Here is a 16,989-nt window from a genome sequence, read left to right as displayed (position 1 = left end):
AGCATGAAAACCTGTGTTATCCCTTTGCCCGATGAGGCGGCAACCCTGAATCTGGGTGCGCAATTGGCGCGCGTCTGCAACAGCGCGCTGGTGATCTATCTTTATGGCGATCTGGGTGCCGGTAAGACCACCTTTAGCCGTGGTTTTCTGCAGGCGCTCGGCCATCAAGGCAATGTTAAAAGCCCAACTTATACGCTGGTCGAACCCTACGAGCTCGGATCTCGCACGCTGTACCATTTCGATCTTTATCGTCTTGCCGATCCCGAAGAGCTGGAGTTCATGGGCATCCGCGATTACTTCACGGGGGATGCGCTCTGTCTGGTGGAGTGGCCACAACAGGGCACCGGCGTATTGCCTGAGCCTGATTTAGCGTTGACCTTGCGCTATGTTGACGCGGCGCGTGAAGCTGAAATTAGCGCGGTTTCCACGACGGGCGACGCGCTGTTAAACCAATTCGAGCAAGGCAGGGATCCGGCATGATGTCACGGATGAAAATCATTGTACTGGGCTTGTTGTGCCTGTTTTCTGCCTCGGCGTTGTCTGCCACGTTATCTGATATCAAAGTTGAGAATGGCGATAGCCAGGCCACCGTCACGCTGAGCTTTAATGGTCAGCCAGTGTATGGCTTTTTCCCGCTGCATAATCCCAACCGCGTGGTGCTGGATATCCGTCAAAGCGGCGCGATTAAAGGCTTGCCGTTGAATTTTAGCGGCGAAAATATTGTGCAGCGCATTCGCCACAGTCAGCCGAAGGACAAGCAAAGCCTGCGTTTGGTGTTCGAACTGACGCAGCCAGCGCAGACGCGCGCCAGCACGCAGCGTGATGGCAATCATTATCGCGTGGTGTTCACCATCCGCGGCACTCAGCCAGCGAAACGCACCGCCGCAGCACCCGTGACCACGGCACGTGAAAGCCAGAGCCCGAGCAGCAGTCAGGGCAATCCGTTCAATGCCAATCAGGTTACTGCCGTCAGCAGCAGCAATACCACCGTGCGTCCCGGTGGAGCGTTAAGCCGCAACGATGTGGTGATTGTGGCGATTGATGCCGGACACGGCGGTCAGGATCCCGGCGCCTCCGGCCAGCGCGGTTTGCACGAGAAGAATGTCACCATTTCGATTGCACGTAAGTTGAAGGCACTGATGGATCAAGATCCGATGTTTAAACCGGTGCTGACGCGTAACGGCGACTATTTCATTTCGGTGATGGGCCGCTCTGAAGTGGCGCGTAAAGAGAACGCGAATCTGCTGGTATCCATTCACGCCGACGCCGCGCCCAACCATTCCGCCACGGGCGCATCGGTTTGGGTGCTGTCTAACCGTCGTGCCAATAACGAAATGGCTAACTGGCTGGAACAGAAAGAGAAACAATCTGAGCTGCTGGGCGGCGCAGGCGATCTGCTGGCGAACAGCCAGGCCGATCCCTATCTCAGCCAGGCCGTGCTGGATTTGCAGTTCGGTCATTCACAGCGTGTAGGCTATGACGTCGCCGTCAAAGTCCTGCAGCAGCTGCGCGGCATTACGCCGTTGCATAAACGTCTGCCGGAACATGCCAGCCTTGGCGTTTTACGTTCCCCGGATATTCCTTCTTTACTGGTCGAAACCGGCTTTATCAGTAATGCCGCGGAGGAGCGGCTGCTTGGCAGCAGCGCGTATCAGGAGAAGATTGCTCAGTCGATTTATAAAGGCCTGCGCAATTATTTCCTTACGCATCCGCTGCAATCGATCCCAAAGGAGGAAAACCGGCCGCTGGACAGCGCACCAGCGGTTAGCGTCGCCAGCAACCCGGCGACCGGTACGGTGCAATATACCGGCGCGACGCAGCGTCATACCGTCACGCGTGGCGAAACGCTGTCGGGTATTGCGGCGAAATATGGCGTGAACATGGCGACGTTACGTGAGATGAATAGCCTGAAGCGTGATGTGGTTTGGGTGGGGCAGCGCCTGAAAGTACCGGCGCAATCCAGCGTCAGCGCTGCGGCAACAAGCCGTCCGACGCGACATAAAGTGGTGCGCGGCGATTCGCTGACTGCGATTGCGGCGCACTACGGTGTGAGCTCGAAAGCCATCATGCAGGCGAATAATATGAAGTCGAGCAATGTGATGCTGGGGCAAAACTTAAAAATACCGCAATCCTGATTGTTGGCTCCCAGTGAGCCAACCAGCCAGAAGGATCACCACCATGCCAATACAGATTTTACCGCCGCAGCTGGCGAACCAGATTGCCGCAGGCGAAGTGGTTGAACGTCCGGCGTCGGTCGTAAAAGAGCTGGTGGAAAACAGCCTTGATGCCGGTGCCACGCGCATTGATGTCGATATCGAGAAAGGCGGCGCCAAGCTCATCCGCATTCGCGATAACGGCTGCGGCATCGCTAAAGCCGAATTGGCGATGGCACTGGCGCGACATGCAACCAGCAAAATTGCTTCGCTCGACGATCTTGAGGCGATTATGAGCCTCGGTTTTCGTGGCGAAGCGCTCGCCAGTATCAGTTCCGTTTCGCGTTTAACCCTGACCTCGCGCACTGCCGATCAAAGCGAAGCCTGGCAGGCCTATGCGGAAGGACGCGACATGGATGTCACGGTGAAACCGGCTGCACATCCAGTGGGCACGTCGTTGGAAGTGCTCGACTTGTTTTATAACACGCCCGCACGCCGCAAATTTATGCGCACCGAAAAGACCGAATTCACCCATATTGATGAGGTGATTCGTCGTATTGCTCTGGCACGCTTTGACGTTGCTATTTCGCTCAGCCACAACGGTAAGTTGATGCGCCAGTATCGCGCGGTCAGTGAGGATGCGCAGCGAGAGCGACGCTTAGGTGCTATTTGCGGCACCACGTTTATGCAGCACGCCTTACGCATTGAGTGGCAGCACGATGATTTAGCGCTGCGCGGTTGGGTCGCCGATCCAAACGGTTCGCGCCAGGTTACCGATCTGCAATATTGCTACGTCAACGGACGCATGATGCGCGACAAGCTGATTAATCACGCGATTCGTCAGGCGTATCAAACGCAGCTCGGCGACGATCAGCAGCCCGCTTACGTGCTGTATCTCGAGATTGACCCACATCAGGTGGATGTGAATGTCCATCCCGCTAAGCATGAGGTGCGATTCCATCAGTCGCGCTTGGTTCATGACTTTATCTGGCAAGGCGTGATGAGTGTGCTGCAAGCCAGCCGCGCGCCGGAATTGCCTATTCTACACGCCGAAGAACCTGCACCTAAGTGGCAGCCAGAAAACCGCCAGGCGGCGGGTGCGAACCACTTTGCTCAACCCACCAACACGCCACGCAGCGGTGGTGCTTCTGCGGCGGCGGCGGCGAGTGCAAACTGGCAGAATAAAGAACCTGTTTACAGTGCGCGTGAAGGTAATGCGTATAAGCAGTTAATCAAAACGCCGGCGGCAGCAACGCCACGCGCTGCGCCCGCGCCTGCTGCTGCTACGTCAGTACGTCAGCCGGAAACGCTTGATGCGCCGCTGACCGCCCACGCGCAAAGTTTTGGCCGTGTGTTGAGCGTAATGCAGGATCGTTATGCGCTGCTGGAGCGCGGAAATACGTTGCAATTGTTATCGCTGACGGTAGCCGCGCGGTGGCTAAAACAGGCCCAGCTGCAACCTGGAGAAGAGGGTTTGAAACCGCAGCCGCTGTTGATCCCGGTACGCCTGAAAATTGCCGCGCCCGAGCTGGCCGCTATCGCCGATCACGCAGTGTTGCTTAACCTGATGGGCATTGATTTACAACGAGAAGGGCAGCACGTGACGCTGCGCGCGGTGCCTTTACCGTTACGAACACAAAATTTACAAATCTTGATTCCAGAACTGTTAGGCTACCTGGCCCGGCAGCAAGAGGTTTCTGCATCCACGTTGGCCCAATGGCTGGCGCGTCGAGATGATGCAGAAGACGCTCACTGGAATCACTCGCAGGCGATTGCACTGCTGGCAGAGCTGGAAAGGCTTTGTCCGCAACTGCTGAAGTCGCCGCCTTCAGGTCTGTTACAGGCCATTGAGATTGAGAGCGCGCTGAACGCGTTGAAGCATGAGTGAACTAAACCAGGCTAGCCGGCCAAAGGCAATTTTTTTGATGGGGCCTACCGCCTCCGGTAAGACGGCATTAGCGATTTCGCTGCGTCAGCAACTTCCGGTGGAACTTATTAGCGTTGACTCTGCCTTAATCTATCGCGGGATGGATATTGGCACGGCGAAACCGTCGGCAGAAGAGTTAGCACTGGCGCCCCATCGTTTGCTGGACATTCGCGATCCAGCGGAAGCGTATTCCGCTGCAGAGTTTCGTCGCGATGCGTTGGCAGAAATGGCGGAAATTACCCAGAAGGGGAAGATTCCGTTGCTTGTTGGTGGAACCATGCTCTACTTCAAGGCGTTACTTGAAGGATTGTCGCCGTTGCCCTCGGCCGATCCCGAGGTGCGTCAGCGAATAGAGCAAATGGCGGCGGAGAAAGGGTGGGAAGTCCTGCACCGCCAGCTGTGTGAAATCGATCCGGTCGCCGGTAGTCGTATTCATCCGAATGATCCGCAGAGACTTTCGCGAGCACTGGAAGTTTTTTTTATTTCGGGTAAAACTTTAACGGAACTGACAAAAACCTCCGGCGAAGCGTTACCCTACGACGTGTACCAGTTTGCTATCGCACCGGCGAGCCGTGAACTGATACATCAACGCATTGCGTTGCGTTACGACCAGATGCTAGCGTCAGGATTTGAAGCGGAGGCTCGTGCACTGTTTGCGCGAGGTGATTTGCATACGGACATGCCTTCCATTCGTTGTGTAGGTTATCGCCAGATGTGGTCTTATCTATCTGGTGAAATCGATTACGACGAAATGGTTTATCGGGGAATTTGCGCCACTCGGCAGCTCGCTAAACGCCAGATGACCTGGTTACGTGGCTGGCCTGAAGTACACTGGTTAAACAGTGATGAGCCAGAGTTAGCGCGTAATGCGGTGCTTAAGGTAGTTAGTGCGTAGCAGGGATGATTGTGTACAATTGGTCCGTTATCGTGCGCAAATTTTTACGCAGTTTTTCTGAACCACGGTTCTTAAAGCAATAAACAACAAGCATATAAGGAAAAGATAGAATGGCTAAGGGGCAATCTTTACAAGACCCGTTTTTGAACGCATTGCGTCGTGAACGTGTACCGGTTTCGATCTATTTGGTGAATGGTATTAAGCTGCAAGGGCAAATTGAATCCTTTGATCAGTTCGTCATTCTGCTAAAAAACACGGTTAGCCAGATGGTGTATAAGCACGCCATCTCTACAGTGGTTCCTTCTCGTCCAGTGTCGCACCATAGCAACAACGCGGGCGGCAGCGGTGGTAGCAGCAACTATCATCACAGCGGAAGCAACCAAGGCGCTCAGTCGCAGCCACAACAAGACGGCGATAACGCAGAATAATTTTGCGCTGCCGTAAAGCCAGGGCTGGAGAACGAGCACGTTTTCCTGTCCTGGTTATTTTATTTTAGCGAGGTTATAGCTTGTTTGACCGTTATGATGCCGGTGAGCAGGCCGTACTGGTACACATCTGGTTCTCCCAAGACAAAGAGCTGGAAGATTTGCAGGAGTTTGAAACTCTTGTCTCTTCTGCGGGCGTTGAAGCGCTGCAAGTCATTACGGGCAGCCGTAAAGCGCCACATCCCAAATATTTTGTCGGTGAAGGAAAGGCAGTTGAAATTGCCGATGCGGTAAAAGCGAGTGGAGCATCGGTCGTGTTATTCGATCATGCCTTAACTCCTGCTCAGGAACGTAATCTTGAACGGCTGTGCGAATGTCGCGTAATCGATCGCACCGGCTTAATTCTCGATATTTTCGCCCAGCGCGCCCGCACCCATGAAGGGAAACTGCAGGTCGAGCTGGCACAGTTGCGCCATTTAGCCACCCGTTTGGTTCGCGGATGGACACACCTTGAACGCCAAAAAGGCGGTATCGGTTTACGGGGTCCGGGTGAAACTCAGCTGGAAACGGACCGACGCCTGCTGCGTGGTCGCATCAGTCAGATTCTCTCCCGTCTTGAACGCGTTGAAAAGCAGCGCGATCAGGGCAGACAAGCGCGCGCCAAAGCTGACGTGCCTACGGTCTCGCTGGTGGGTTATACCAACGCCGGCAAATCAACCCTGTTTAACGCGATCACCTCTGCGGATGTTTATGTAGCGGATCAACTGTTCGCAACACTGGATCCGACGTTACGTCGTCTGAATGTGGCGGATGTCGGTGAAGTGGTGTTAGCGGACACGGTCGGTTTTATCCGTCACTTGCCGCACGACTTGGTCGCGGCGTTTAAAGCCACGCTGCAGGAAACACGTCAGGCAACATTACTGCTGCATGTGATTGATGCCGCGGATTTGCGCGTTAATGACAACATTGATGCCGTAAACGACGTTCTGGAAGAGATTGAAGCCGACGAAATTCCGGCGCTGCTGATCATGAACAAAATCGATATGCTGGAGGACTTTGTGCCGCGTATCGATCGTAATGAAGAGAATCAACCGATTCGCGTTTGGTTATCTGCACAGAGCGGCGTGGGTCTGCCGTTGCTGTGGCAAGCGCTTTCTGAGCGTTTAGCCGGTGAAATTGCGCAGTACGACTTACGTCTGCCGCCGGAAGCCGGCCGTTTACGCAGTCGTTTTTATCAGCTACATGCAATAGAAAAAGAATGGAATGAGGATGATGGCTGTGTGGGTTTGCACGTGCGTATGCCGATTGTTGATTGGCGTCGTTTGTGTAAACAAGAGCCGTCGCTAGCCAGTTATATTGTTTGAAATTGCCCTAACGCCTTTACTCAATATCTTTTAGATTGTCGTCATTATCGTTGCAAGCCGTATGTGCAGGATTTAACCGAATATTTCGGATTCCAGCAAGGCGGCAACTGAGTGAATCCCTGGGAGCTTACATCAGTAAGTGACTGCGGTGAACGAAGGCAGCCAACGAAGCTGCAATCCGGAAGATGAAGGGTAAAAAACGTAAATACAATAAATGGAGTAGAGACATGGCGTGGAATCAGCCCGGAAATAACGGACAGGACCGCGACCCGTGGGGAAGCAGCAATAATCAAGGCGGCAACTCTGGGGGAAATAAAGGAGGTCGCGATCAGGGACCACCTGATCTGGATGATATCTTCCGAAAGCTGAGTAAAAAACTCGGTGGACTGGGCGGTGGCAAACAGAATGACAATGGCCAACGCAGCGGCGGTAGCGGTGGCAAAGTGGTTGGCATTGTTGCCGTAGCAGCAGTTGTTATCTGGGCGGCTAGCGGTTTCTACACCATTAAAGAAGCGGAACGTGGCGTCGTTACACGTTTTGGCAAATTCAGCCATTTGGTTGAGCCTGGCCTTAACTGGAAACCGACCTTTATCGATCAAGTTCGCGCCGTGAATGTTGAAGCGGTACGTGAACTGGCGGCGTCTGGCGTGATGCTGACTTCCGACGAGAACGTGGTGCGCGTTGAGATGAACGTGCAGTACCGCGTCACCGATCCTGAGCGTTATCTGTATGCCGTGACCAGCGCCGACGACAGTCTGCGTCAGGCCACTGACAGCGCCTTGCGTGGCGTCATTGGTCGCTCAACCATGGACCGCATCCTGACGGAAGGTCGTACCGTGGTACGTAGCGAAACGCAGCGTGAACTTGACGAGACTATCCGTCCGTACAACATGGGTATTACCTTGCTGGACGTAAACTTCCAGGCGGCGCGTCCACCGGAAGAAGTTAAAGCCTCGTTCGATGATGCGATTGCCGCGCGTGAAAACCGCGAACAGTATGTTCGTGAAGCTGAAGCTTATTCGAACGAAGTTCAGCCGCGTGCCAATGGCCAGGCGCAGCGTATCCTCGAAGAGGGTCGTGCTTACAAAGAACGTACGGTGTTAGAAGCGCAGGGTGAAGTAGCACGCTTTGCCCGCTTGCTGCCAGAATATAAAGCTGCACCAGAAATCACTAAAGAACGTCTCTACATTGAAACCATGGAACGTGTGTTGAGCCATACCCGCAAGGTATTAATCAGCGATCGTGGTAGCAATTTGACCGTTCTGCCATTGGATCAACTGATGCGCGGTGGTCAGGCATCTGGCCAGGGCGGTCAAAAAATGACTAATTTAATGAAGTCTCCTTCGTCGTCCGATAGCAGTGCGAACCGTGGAGATACTTCATCATACAGTCCAGACAGCATCATGGATCAGCGTCGCGCTAATGCGCTGCGCAACGATACCCAGCGCCAGGGGAGGGAGTAATCGATGCGTAAGCCAATCATCGCCGTAATTATTGTAGTGCTGGTGGTGCTTTACGCGTCACTGTTCGTGGTGCAGGAAGGCCAGCGTGGCATCGTGCTGCGCTTTGGTAAAGTTCTGCGTGATGACGAAAACAAACCGCTGGTGTACGCACCGGGTCTGCATTTCAAAATTCCGTTTATCGAAACCATGAAATCACTGGATGCGCGCATTCAAACCATGGATAACCAAGCCGACCGCTTTGTTACTAAAGAGAAGAAAGACCTGATCGTTGATTCCTACATCAAATGGCGCATCAGTGATTTCAGCCGTTACTACCTCGCAACCGGTGGTGGCGATGTTTCTCAGGCTGAAGTGTTGCTGAAGCGTAAATTCAGTGACCGTCTGCGTTCTGAAATGGGTCGTCTGGATGTGAAAGACATCGTAACCGATTCGCGTGGTCGTTTGACTACCGACGTTCGCGATGCGCTGAACACCGGTAGTGCGGGCAATGATGATGACGTTCAGACTCCTGCAGCCGATGATGCGATTGCCAATGCGGCGGCACGCGTAGAGCGTGAAACCAATAGCAGCGAACCGGCACCAAACCCGAACAGCATGGCTGCGTTGGGTATTCAGGTTGTCGACGTGCGTATCAAGCAGATCAACTTGCCGACTGAAGTGTCTGACGCGATCTACAACCGTATGCGCGCTGAGCGTGAAGCGGTAGCGCGTAGTCAGCGTTCACAAGGTCAGGAAGAAGCAGAGAAACTGCGCGCGCAGGCCGATTATCAGGTGACGCGTACGCTGGCAGAAGCTCAGCGTGAAGCGCTGATTTCACGTGGTGAAGGTGATGGTGAAGCGGCTAAATTGTTTGCCGATGCTTTCAGCAAAGATCCGGATTTCTACGCCTTTATCCGCAGCCTGCGTGCCTATGAGAATAGCTTCTCAGACAATCAGGATGTGTTGGTGCTGAGCCCGGATAGCGATTTCTTCCGCTATATGAAAGCGCCCTCTAACGCCACGCGTTAAGAACTGATATAAAGTCCAGGCCGACAATGTTGTCGGCCTTTTTTTTGGGAAAAAATCATGAACTCAACCATCTGGATGGCGCTGGCTTTGGTTTTGGTGCTGGAAGGTCTTGGGCCGATGTTTATGCCACGTGCCTGGCGCCGCATGATCCTGGCGATGACACAATTACCCGATCGTCTCCTCCATCGTTTTGGTGGCGGATTAGTGGTGGCCGGCGTAGTGATTTACGCCATGATCAGCATGCATGCGCGAGGATAAGTAAAAATTAATGTGATGTCGTACGACTCAGTTGTGTCTGTTGGCCACTGTTCACCCAACATGTTGTGAGCTGAGCAAAACTCAGGCAAAAAACAGCGCAATCGTATGCTAAAAGTGCTGAAAGAGTAAAAGTCAGGTGGTAGAATCCATTTTTAAGCAATCGGTGATTTTGAAAAAATGGGTAAGAACGTCGTCGTACTGGGCACCCAATGGGGTGACGAAGGTAAAGGTAAGATCGTAGACCTTCTGACAGAGCGCGCGAATTACGTCGTGCGTTACCAAGGTGGCCATAATGCAGGCCACACACTTGTCATCAACGGTGAAAAAACCGTCCTCCACTTAATTCCATCTGGCATCCTGCGTGAAAACGTCACCAGCATCATTGGTAACGGCGTTGTACTGTCGCCTGAAGCGCTGATGAAAGAGATGAAAGGTCTGGAAGAACGCGGTGTGCCGGTACGTGAACGTCTGCTGATCTCTGAAGCCTGCCCATTGATTCTGCAATACCACGTAGCAATGGATGTAGCGCGTGAAAAAGCGCGTGGCGCCAAAGCTATCGGCACTACCGGTCGTGGTATCGGTCCTGCTTATGAAGATAAAGTGGCTCGTCGCGGTCTGCGCGTGAGCGATCTCTTCAACAAAGAAACCTTTGCGGTGAAGCTGAAAGAGATCGTCGATTTCTACAACTTCCAACTGGTTAACTATTACAAAACTGACGCAGTTGACTACGAAAAAGTGTTGAGTGATACGCTGGCGGTTGCCGACATCATTACCAGCATGGTGGTTGACGTGTCTGATCTGTTGGACGGCGCGCGTAAGCGTGGCGACCTGATCATGTTTGAAGGTGCGCAGGGTACGCTGCTGGATATCGATCACGGTACTTATCCGTACGTAACCTCATCTAACACCACCGCAGGTGGCGTAGCGACCGGTTCTGGTATTGGCCCACGCTATGTTGATTACGTGCTGGGTATCGTGAAAGCCTACTCAACGCGCGTGGGTGCAGGTCCATTCCCGACCGAACTGTTTGACGAAACCGGCGAGTTCCTGTGTGCTCAAGGTAACGAGTTTGGCGCGACGACCGGTCGTCGTCGTCGTACCGGCTGGCTGGATGCGGTTGCTGTGCGCCGTGCAGTACAGATCAACTCACTGTCAGGTTTCTGCATGACCAAACTGGATGTGCTGGATGGCCTGAAAGAAGTGAAAATCTGTGTGGCTTATCGCATGCCTGATGGCCGCGAAATGACCACCACGCCGCTGGCGGCTGAAGGTTGGGAAGGCATTGAGCCGATTTACGAAACCATGCCAGGCTGGAGCGAAACGACCTTTGGCGTGAAAACGGTGGAAGGTCTGCCGCAAGCGGCACGCGACTACATTAAGCGTGTAGAAGATGTGACTGGCGTGCCGATTGATATTATTTCTACCGGCCCAGACCGTAGTGAGACCATGATTCTGCGCGATCCGTTCGACGCATAATCTCCTCAGGCCGGACAATGTCCGGCCTTTGTATTTCTAATCTTTGACCCCACTCACTCTATTTTTTCTTGCAAATATCGATACTTGCCTGAAAAAAACGCACCGGCCACCACGCTCTGGTTTATCATCATACTTAAACATCACGCCGACCGGCGCATAACCATAACGTCCGATGATTCACTGAGGTATATGTGCAGCTAACAAGTTTTACCGATTATGGTCTGCGTGCCCTGATTTACATGGCGACGTTACCGGAAGGTAAGCAGACCAACATTACCGAAGTCACCGATACCTATGGGGTATCGCGTAACCATATGGTTAAAATCATCAACCAACTTAGCCGGGCTGGCTTTGTCGCCGCTACACGCGGTAAAAACGGCGGAATTCGTTTAGGCATGGACCCGGAAAAAATCGTCATTGGCGATGTGGTGCGTAGAATGGAGCCATTGCAGTTGGTGAATTGTGACGAGTGCGTGATTACGCCTGCCTGTCGTTTGCGTAAAGCATTGCACGATGCGGTCCAGCTATTCCTCAAGGAACTGGACAAGTACACGCTGGCCGATTTGGTCAAAAACAACGACTCGCTGTACCAACTTTTGTTGTCCGAACCGCCGGTGGCAATCCAAATTAAATGACATCGGAGGAACCGTAATGTCAAAAGATCCTTTTCAGGATAGAGAAGCTGAAAAATACGAAAACCCTATTCCAAGCCGCGAATTTATTCTGGCTCTGTTAGAAAAAAGGGAAAAACCGACCAACCGCGATGACATCGCGCAGGAATTGAATATCACCAGCGAAGAGCAGCTGGAAGCGCTGCGTCGCCGTCTGCGGGCGATGGAACGTGATGGTCAGCTGGTGTTTACGCGCCGTCAATGTTACGCCCTGCCGGAACGTCTCGATCTTATCCGCGGTAAAGTGATTGGTCACCGCGATGGCTACGGCTTCCTGCGTGTTGAAGGACAGAAAGATGATTTCTATCTCTCTGCCGAACAGATGAAGTTCTGCCTGCACGGCGATGTGATTCTGGCGCAGCCGGGCAGCGCCGATCGTAAAGGTCGTCGCGAAGCGCGCGTGGTACGTGTGCTTGAGCCACGTAACAGCCAGATCGTCGGCCGTTACTTTACCGATGCAGGTACCGGATTTGTGGTGCCAGACGATAGCCGTCTGAGCTTCGACATCCTAATCCCGCAGGAAGAAACGCTGAATGCGCGTATGGGTTCCGTGGTGGTGGTTGAGATTACTCAGCGTGCCACGCGTCGCACTAAAGCGCTCGGTAAAGTTACTGAACTGCTGGGCGATGATATGGGGACCAGCCTTGCTGTTGATATGGCGGTGCGCACCCATGAAATCCCGCACACCTGGCCGGAAGAGGTAGAGAAGCAGGTCGCTAAGCTGAAAGAAGACGTTCCGGAAGAGGCAAAGCGTGGGCGTGTTGATTTACGCAAGCTGCCGCTGGTCACCATCGACGGTGAAGATGCGCGCGACTTTGATGACGCGGTCTTCTGCGAGAAAAAGCGCGGCGGCGGCTGGCGTTTGTGGGTGGCGATTGCCGATGTGAGCTATTACGTGCGTCCGGGTACGCCGCTGGATGATGAAGCGCATCAGCGTGGCACATCCGTCTATTTCCCGTCGCAGGTTATCCCGATGCTGCCGGAGATTCTCTCCAACGGCTTATGCTCGCTGAATCCGCAGGTTGATCGTTTGTGCATGGTGTGTGAGATGACCATCTCCTCCAGCGGCAAACTTACCGGTTTCAAACACTATGAAGCGGTGATGAATTCCCATGCGCGACTGACTTACAACAAAGTGTGGAACATTCTGCAAGGTGATGCCGATCTGTGCGAACAATATGCGGCGCAGGTTCCCCATCTGCATGAGTTACACAACATGTACCAGGTGCTGGAGACCGCGCGTGAGCAGCGTGGCGGCATCTCGTTTGAAACCGACGAAGCCAAGTTCATCTTCAACGCCGAGCGTCGCATTGAGCGCGTTGAGCGCACCTCACGCAATGATGCGCATAAGCTGATTGAAGAGTGCATGATTCTCGCTAATATCGCGTCGGCGCGTTTTGTTGAGAAAAACGAAGAGCCTGCATTGTTCCGCGATCACGATCGTCCAAGCGAAGACAGCATCAAAAGCTTCCGTACCGTACTGAACGAGCTGGGCTTAAGCCTGCCGGGCGGCGCTAAGCCACACCCAACCGATTATGCTGCTCTGCTGAAGCAAGTGGCCGATCGTCCAGACGCCGAAATGCTGCAAACCATGTTGCTGCGTTCGATGAAGCAGGCAGTTTACGATCCGGAAAACCGTGGTCACTTCGGCCTGGCGCTGGCGTCTTATGCGCACTTTACCTCACCGATTCGCCGTTATCCGGACTTACTTCTGCATCGCGCCATCAAGTATCTGCTGGCGAAAGAGAAGGGTGAAGTGGATGGCATCACCACGCCGACCGGCGGTTATCACTACGATATGCAGCAGATGCTGCAGCTCGGTCAACACTGCTCGCTAACCGAGCGTCGTGCTGATGAAGCCACGCGTGATGTCGCGGATTGGCTGAAGTGTGACTTCATGCAAGATCAGGTTGGTAACGTGTTCAACGGCGTGATCTCCAGCGTGACTGGTTTTGGATTCTTCGTGCGCCTTAACGATCTGTTTATCGATGGTCTGGTACACGTCTCCGCACTGGATAACGATTATTATCGCTTCGATGCGGTGGGCCAGCGTCTGATTGGTGAATCCGGCGGCCGCACTTATCGCCTTGGCGATGCGGTGGAAGTGCGCGTTGACGCGGTACATATGGACGAGCGCAAAATCGACTTCGCGCTGATCTCCAGCAAGCGCGTACCGCGTGGCGAAGGCAAAACTGAGCGCGAGCGTGAGAAACGTGGCGGCAAACCGCCCGCTAAACGTCGTCGTGATGCCGGTAAGAAGGGAACTTTCGAGCCTGATTCAGCGTTCCGCAGCGAGAAGAAGCCTGCGCTTGCTGAACAACCGGCTAAAACTGAGAAAAAAGGCAAAAAAGTCTCCGAAAAAACCCGTAAAATCGCCGCCGCCACCAAGGCCAAGCGCGTATCTAAGAAGAAGCCGGGCGAAGCCTAAAGCCTGAAGATGGCTGGCCCGAATGGGCCAGTTTTCAACGTATCAAATCCAACCTTGAGCAAAGTAATGAGTGAAATAATTTTTGGTATTCATAGCGTGCAGGCGCTACTGGAACGCGATCCACAGCGTTTCCAGGAAGTCTTTATCCTTAAAGGCCGCGAAGATCGTCGCCTGCAGCCGCTGATCCTCGCACTGGAAGCTCAGGGAATCCCGGTGCAGGTTGCCAATCGTCAATGGCTGGATAGCCAGGTTGAAGGCGGCGTGCATCAAGGTATCGTGGCGCGTGTGAAACCCGGTAAGCAATACCAGGAAGGTGATTTACCGGATCTGCTGCAGAGCCTGGAGAAACCCTTCTTGCTGGTACTGGATGGCGTTACCGATCCGCACAATCTTGGCGCTTGCCTGCGTAGCGCTGACGCCGCAGGCGTGCATGCGGTGATCGTGCCGAAAGATCGCGCAGCCCCGTTGAATGCCACGGCGAAGAAAGTGGCCAGCGGTGCGGCGGAAAACGTGCCGTTGATTCGTGTGACTAACCTGGCGCGTACCCTGCGTTTGCTGCAGGAATACAACGTCTGGGTAGTGGGTACGGCGGGCGAAGCCGATCACACCGTTTACCAAAGTAAAATGACCGGTCCAATGGCGCTGGTGATGGGGGCGGAAGGTGAAGGGATGCGTCGTTTAACGCGTGAACACTGCGATGAACTGATCAGCATCCCAATGGCCGGCAGCGTTTCATCACTTAACGTGTCCGTTGCCACCGGTGTATGTCTGTTCGAAGCCGTTCGTCAGCGTCAGGCGTGATCCCCGCCGCAAAAAATTTTCCAGGCCGGGCATAACTGCAAAACAGCTACATACTTATACCCTAAATAATTCGAGTTACAGGAAGGCGGCAAGTGCGTAAGTCCCCAGGAGCTTACATCAGTAAGTGACTGGGGTGAACACACGCAGCCAACGCACCTGTAGCTCGAAGTATGACGGGGATATTTATGACCTGGACCACCCACACCGTATTCAATCAGCCCCATCCGCTCAGCAACAGCAACCTGTTCACGCGCGATATTGCTTTGTGCGAGGCGGTAGTCCGCGAAGGTGCCAGCTGGGATCGTGAATGGCTGGCTTCAGTTGGTCTGCAACTTGGCAGTGCAGAATCCCTCGAATTAGGCCGCTTAGCCAACGTTGAAGCGCCGGAATTGCTGCGTTACAACGCGCGCGGCGAACGTCTTGACGAAGTGCGTTTTCATCCCGCCTGGCATCTTTTGATGCAAGGATTATGCGCCAGCCGTCTACACAATCTCAGCTGGCAGCCCGACGTACAGCCGCAGGCGATGGTGGCGCGTGCCGCAAGATTTATCCTGCATGCGCAAGTTGAAGCAGGCTCGCTCTGTTCCGTCACGATGACGCACGCCGCCATTCCGCTGCTGCAGAATCATCTGCCTGAACCCTATGCTGACTGGCGCGAAGCGCTGCTCAGCGATCGTTACGATGCGCATCATCTGCCGGGCAATAAGAAACGTGGCCTGCTGATTGGCATGGGCATGACGGAAAAACAGGGCGGCACCGATGTGTTGAGTAACACCACACGCGCCGAACCGCTCGGTGTGCGCGGGCCGGGCGAAGCGTATCGTATCACCGGCCACAAATGGTTTTTCTCGGTACCGCAAAGCGATGCACATCTGGTTCTGGCGCAAACCTCACAAGGTTTAAGTTGCTTCTTCCTGCCCCGCTTGCTGCCTGATGGCACACGCAACGCTATCCGCATCGAACGCCTCAAAGACAAGCTCGGTAATCGCTCCAATGCCAGCGCGGAAGTGGAGTTTCAGGATGCCGTTGGCTGGCTGATGGGCGAGGAGGGCAACGGCGTGCGGCTGATCCTGAAGATGGGCGGCATGACGCGCTTTGACTGCGCGCTGGGTAGCCATGGACAAATGCGCCGTGCGCTGTCGATTGCCGTACACCATGCGCAACGGCGTCAGGTGATGGGCAAGAACCTTATCGATCAGCCGCTGATGCGCGCGGTGCTGGCGCAGCAAGCGCTGCAGCTGGAGGGCCAAACCGCATTGCTGTTGCGGCTGGCGCGCGCCTGGTCAACCCCCGCCAGCGAGCATGAGCGCTTATATGCACGCTTGTTCACACCCGCCGCTAAATATGTTGTCTGTCAGGCGGGTATCCCCTTTGTCGCGGAAGCGATGGAAGTGTTAGGTGGCATTGGTTATTGCGAAGAGAGCGAGCTGCCGCGCCTCTATCGCGAAATGCCAGTCAACAGCATTTGGGAAGGCTCCGGCAATGTGATGTGCCTTGATGTCCTGCGTGTACTCGGACGTCATGCCGAGGTGATGACCATGTTACATGATGAGTTTGATGCGGTAAAAGGCAGCAATCGTCACTTTGATCGCCGCTGGCGTCAATTACGCTTGCAGCTCGCAAATCCCCGCGAAGGGCAGGCACGCGAGACCACGCGCGAACTGCTGCAGCTGGCGAGTGCTGCGATTCTGCTAAAAGTGGCAGAACTGCCACTGGCCGATGGTTGGTGTCAGCAGCATCTTGATCTGCGCGGCTCGCGTGCATTAAGCGGCGATCTCTGCGCGCGCTTACTGTTGCGCTGCAGCACCGGTTGATGGCGCGCCATAAAGAATGGCGGTGGCGTACCAGAAGCTGGGAATGGTGGTTTCATCCAGCATCAGAATTTGATAGTAAACCGCGCCCGCCTGATTGGCTTTGGCGGCAATAGCGCGCTGTGCATCATCCGGCGAGCCGCGCGTGGTGGCGGTGATGTTACCGAGCTTAGGCAGGCCAACACTCTGGGCGCGTGAAATCTCCTGCGCGTGCTGCGTTGGCGGCGGCGGAGCTTGTGGTGTGGTGGTAAACGCGGCGCAGCCGCTGAGCAGCAGAGTCAAAGCCAAAAAGAGAGTACGCATAGCAAC

Annotated in this window: 15 protein-coding genes; 14 read left to right on the top strand and 1 reads right to left on the bottom strand. The window is 54.3% G+C overall.

The annotated features are described in order from the left end of the window. Positions 1-3 precede the first annotated feature (3 nt). The 14 genes from tsaE to AC6I8K_RS16655 all read left to right on the top strand — a co-directional run bounded on the left by tsaE (position 4) and on the right by AC6I8K_RS16655 (position 16,683). Complete coding sequence (gene tsaE / locus AC6I8K_RS16720) at positions 4-480, top strand: tRNA (adenosine(37)-N6)-threonylcarbamoyltransferase complex ATPase subunit type 1 TsaE (RefSeq protein ID WP_064738372.1); 477 nt, start codon at positions 4-6, stop codon at positions 478-480. Further along, positions 477-2,135, top strand: coding sequence for an N-acetylmuramoyl-L-alanine amidase AmiB (gene amiB / locus AC6I8K_RS16715; protein ID WP_483816310.1), 1,659 nt, complete (start codon positions 477-479; stop codon positions 2,133-2,135). The genes tsaE and amiB overlap by 4 nt, the downstream gene beginning before the upstream one ends. Before the next feature lie 43 nt (positions 2,136-2,178). Then, positions 2,179-4,041 (top strand): DNA mismatch repair endonuclease MutL, encoded by a 1,863-nt coding sequence (gene mutL, locus AC6I8K_RS16710; protein WP_497827105.1) that lies wholly within the window; start codon positions 2,179-2,181, stop codon positions 4,039-4,041. Beyond that, positions 4,034-4,975, top strand: a complete 942-nt coding sequence (miaA, locus tag AC6I8K_RS16705; RefSeq protein ID WP_064738375.1) for a tRNA (adenosine(37)-N6)-dimethylallyltransferase MiaA — start codon at positions 4,034-4,036, stop codon at positions 4,973-4,975. The genes mutL and miaA overlap by 8 nt, the downstream gene beginning before the upstream one ends. Before the next feature lie 110 nt (positions 4,976-5,085). Continuing rightward, positions 5,086-5,403, top strand: a complete 318-nt coding sequence (gene hfq / locus AC6I8K_RS16700) for an RNA chaperone Hfq (protein WP_008103618.1) — start codon at positions 5,086-5,088, stop codon at positions 5,401-5,403. A gap of 80 nt (positions 5,404-5,483) precedes the next feature. Then, a complete protein-coding gene (hflX, locus tag AC6I8K_RS16695) occupies positions 5,484-6,764 on the top strand; it encodes a ribosome rescue GTPase HflX (RefSeq protein ID WP_064738376.1) in 1,281 nt (426 codons plus the stop codon). A 227-nt stretch (positions 6,765-6,991) separates the two neighbouring features. Then, positions 6,992-8,227 carry an FtsH protease activity modulator HflK gene (hflK, locus tag AC6I8K_RS16690; RefSeq protein WP_064738377.1) on the top strand — a complete coding sequence of 412 codons (1,236 nt, stop codon included), beginning with the start codon at positions 6,992-6,994 and terminating at the stop codon, positions 8,225-8,227. A 3-nt stretch (positions 8,228-8,230) separates the two neighbouring features. Then, a complete protein-coding gene (gene hflC / locus AC6I8K_RS16685) occupies positions 8,231-9,235 on the top strand; it encodes a protease modulator HflC (RefSeq protein ID WP_007892013.1) in 1,005 nt (334 codons plus the stop codon). Positions 9,236-9,292: 57 nt separating this feature from the next. Next, a complete protein-coding gene (locus tag AC6I8K_RS16680; protein WP_064738378.1) occupies positions 9,293-9,493 on the top strand; it encodes a DUF2065 domain-containing protein in 201 nt (66 codons plus the stop codon). A 177-nt stretch (positions 9,494-9,670) separates the two neighbouring features. After that, positions 9,671-10,969 (top strand): adenylosuccinate synthase, encoded by a 1,299-nt coding sequence (locus tag AC6I8K_RS16675; protein ID WP_064738379.1) that lies wholly within the window; start codon positions 9,671-9,673, stop codon positions 10,967-10,969. Between the two features lie 191 nt (positions 10,970-11,160). Next, on the top strand, positions 11,161-11,604 hold the full coding sequence (gene nsrR, locus AC6I8K_RS16670) for a nitric oxide-sensing transcriptional repressor NsrR (protein WP_064738380.1): 444 nt from the start codon (positions 11,161-11,163) through the stop codon (positions 11,602-11,604). Between the two features lie 16 nt (positions 11,605-11,620). Further along, positions 11,621-14,068 (top strand): ribonuclease R, encoded by a 2,448-nt coding sequence (gene rnr, locus AC6I8K_RS16665; RefSeq protein ID WP_497827104.1) that lies wholly within the window; start codon positions 11,621-11,623, stop codon positions 14,066-14,068. A gap of 66 nt (positions 14,069-14,134) precedes the next feature. Then, positions 14,135-14,869 carry a 23S rRNA (guanosine(2251)-2'-O)-methyltransferase RlmB gene (gene rlmB / locus AC6I8K_RS16660; RefSeq protein ID WP_007892019.1) on the top strand — a complete coding sequence of 245 codons (735 nt, stop codon included), beginning with the start codon at positions 14,135-14,137 and terminating at the stop codon, positions 14,867-14,869. Between the two features lie 185 nt (positions 14,870-15,054). Further along, a complete protein-coding gene (locus tag AC6I8K_RS16655) occupies positions 15,055-16,683 on the top strand; it encodes an isovaleryl-CoA dehydrogenase (protein WP_497827103.1) in 1,629 nt (542 codons plus the stop codon). On the opposite strand, the gene bsmA is transcribed toward AC6I8K_RS16655, so the two are convergent. Continuing rightward, complete coding sequence (gene bsmA, locus AC6I8K_RS16650) at positions 16,657-16,983, bottom strand: biofilm peroxide resistance protein BsmA (protein WP_064738384.1); 327 nt, start codon at positions 16,981-16,983, stop codon at positions 16,657-16,659. The two genes, AC6I8K_RS16655 and bsmA, sit on opposite strands and share 27 nt — an antisense overlap. Positions 16,984-16,989 lie beyond the last annotated feature (6 nt).

Source organism: Pantoea sp. X-Soil-ISGK-421 (assembly GCF_059730785.1).
Note: the sequence above shows the minus strand (reverse complement) of the source record. Positions and strands in the feature narration are given on the sequence as shown.

Coding starts and splice junctions, on each gene's coding strand:
- AC6I8K_RS16680 (WP_064738378.1), top strand. CDS start 9,293: ATGAACTCAACCATCTGGATGGCGCTGGCTTTGGTTTTGGTGCTGGAA.
- rnr (WP_497827104.1), top strand. CDS start 11,621: ATGTCAAAAGATCCTTTTCAGGATAGAGAAGCTGAAAAATACGAAAAC.
- AC6I8K_RS16655 (WP_497827103.1), top strand. CDS start 15,055: ATGACCTGGACCACCCACACCGTATTCAATCAGCCCCATCCGCTCAGC.
- bsmA (WP_064738384.1), bottom strand. CDS start 16,983: ATGCGTACTCTCTTTTTGGCTTTGACTCTGCTGCTCAGCGGCTGCGCC.
- hflK (WP_064738377.1), top strand. CDS start 6,992: ATGGCGTGGAATCAGCCCGGAAATAACGGACAGGACCGCGACCCGTGG.
- rlmB (WP_007892019.1), top strand. CDS start 14,135: ATGAGTGAAATAATTTTTGGTATTCATAGCGTGCAGGCGCTACTGGAA.
- miaA (WP_064738375.1), top strand. CDS start 4,034: ATGAGTGAACTAAACCAGGCTAGCCGGCCAAAGGCAATTTTTTTGATG.
- hflC (WP_007892013.1), top strand. CDS start 8,231: ATGCGTAAGCCAATCATCGCCGTAATTATTGTAGTGCTGGTGGTGCTT.
- AC6I8K_RS16675 (WP_064738379.1), top strand. CDS start 9,671: ATGGGTAAGAACGTCGTCGTACTGGGCACCCAATGGGGTGACGAAGGT.
- tsaE (WP_064738372.1), top strand. CDS start 4: ATGAAAACCTGTGTTATCCCTTTGCCCGATGAGGCGGCAACCCTGAAT.
- amiB (WP_483816310.1), top strand. CDS start 477: ATGATGTCACGGATGAAAATCATTGTACTGGGCTTGTTGTGCCTGTTT.
- mutL (WP_497827105.1), top strand. CDS start 2,179: ATGCCAATACAGATTTTACCGCCGCAGCTGGCGAACCAGATTGCCGCA.
- hfq (WP_008103618.1), top strand. CDS start 5,086: ATGGCTAAGGGGCAATCTTTACAAGACCCGTTTTTGAACGCATTGCGT.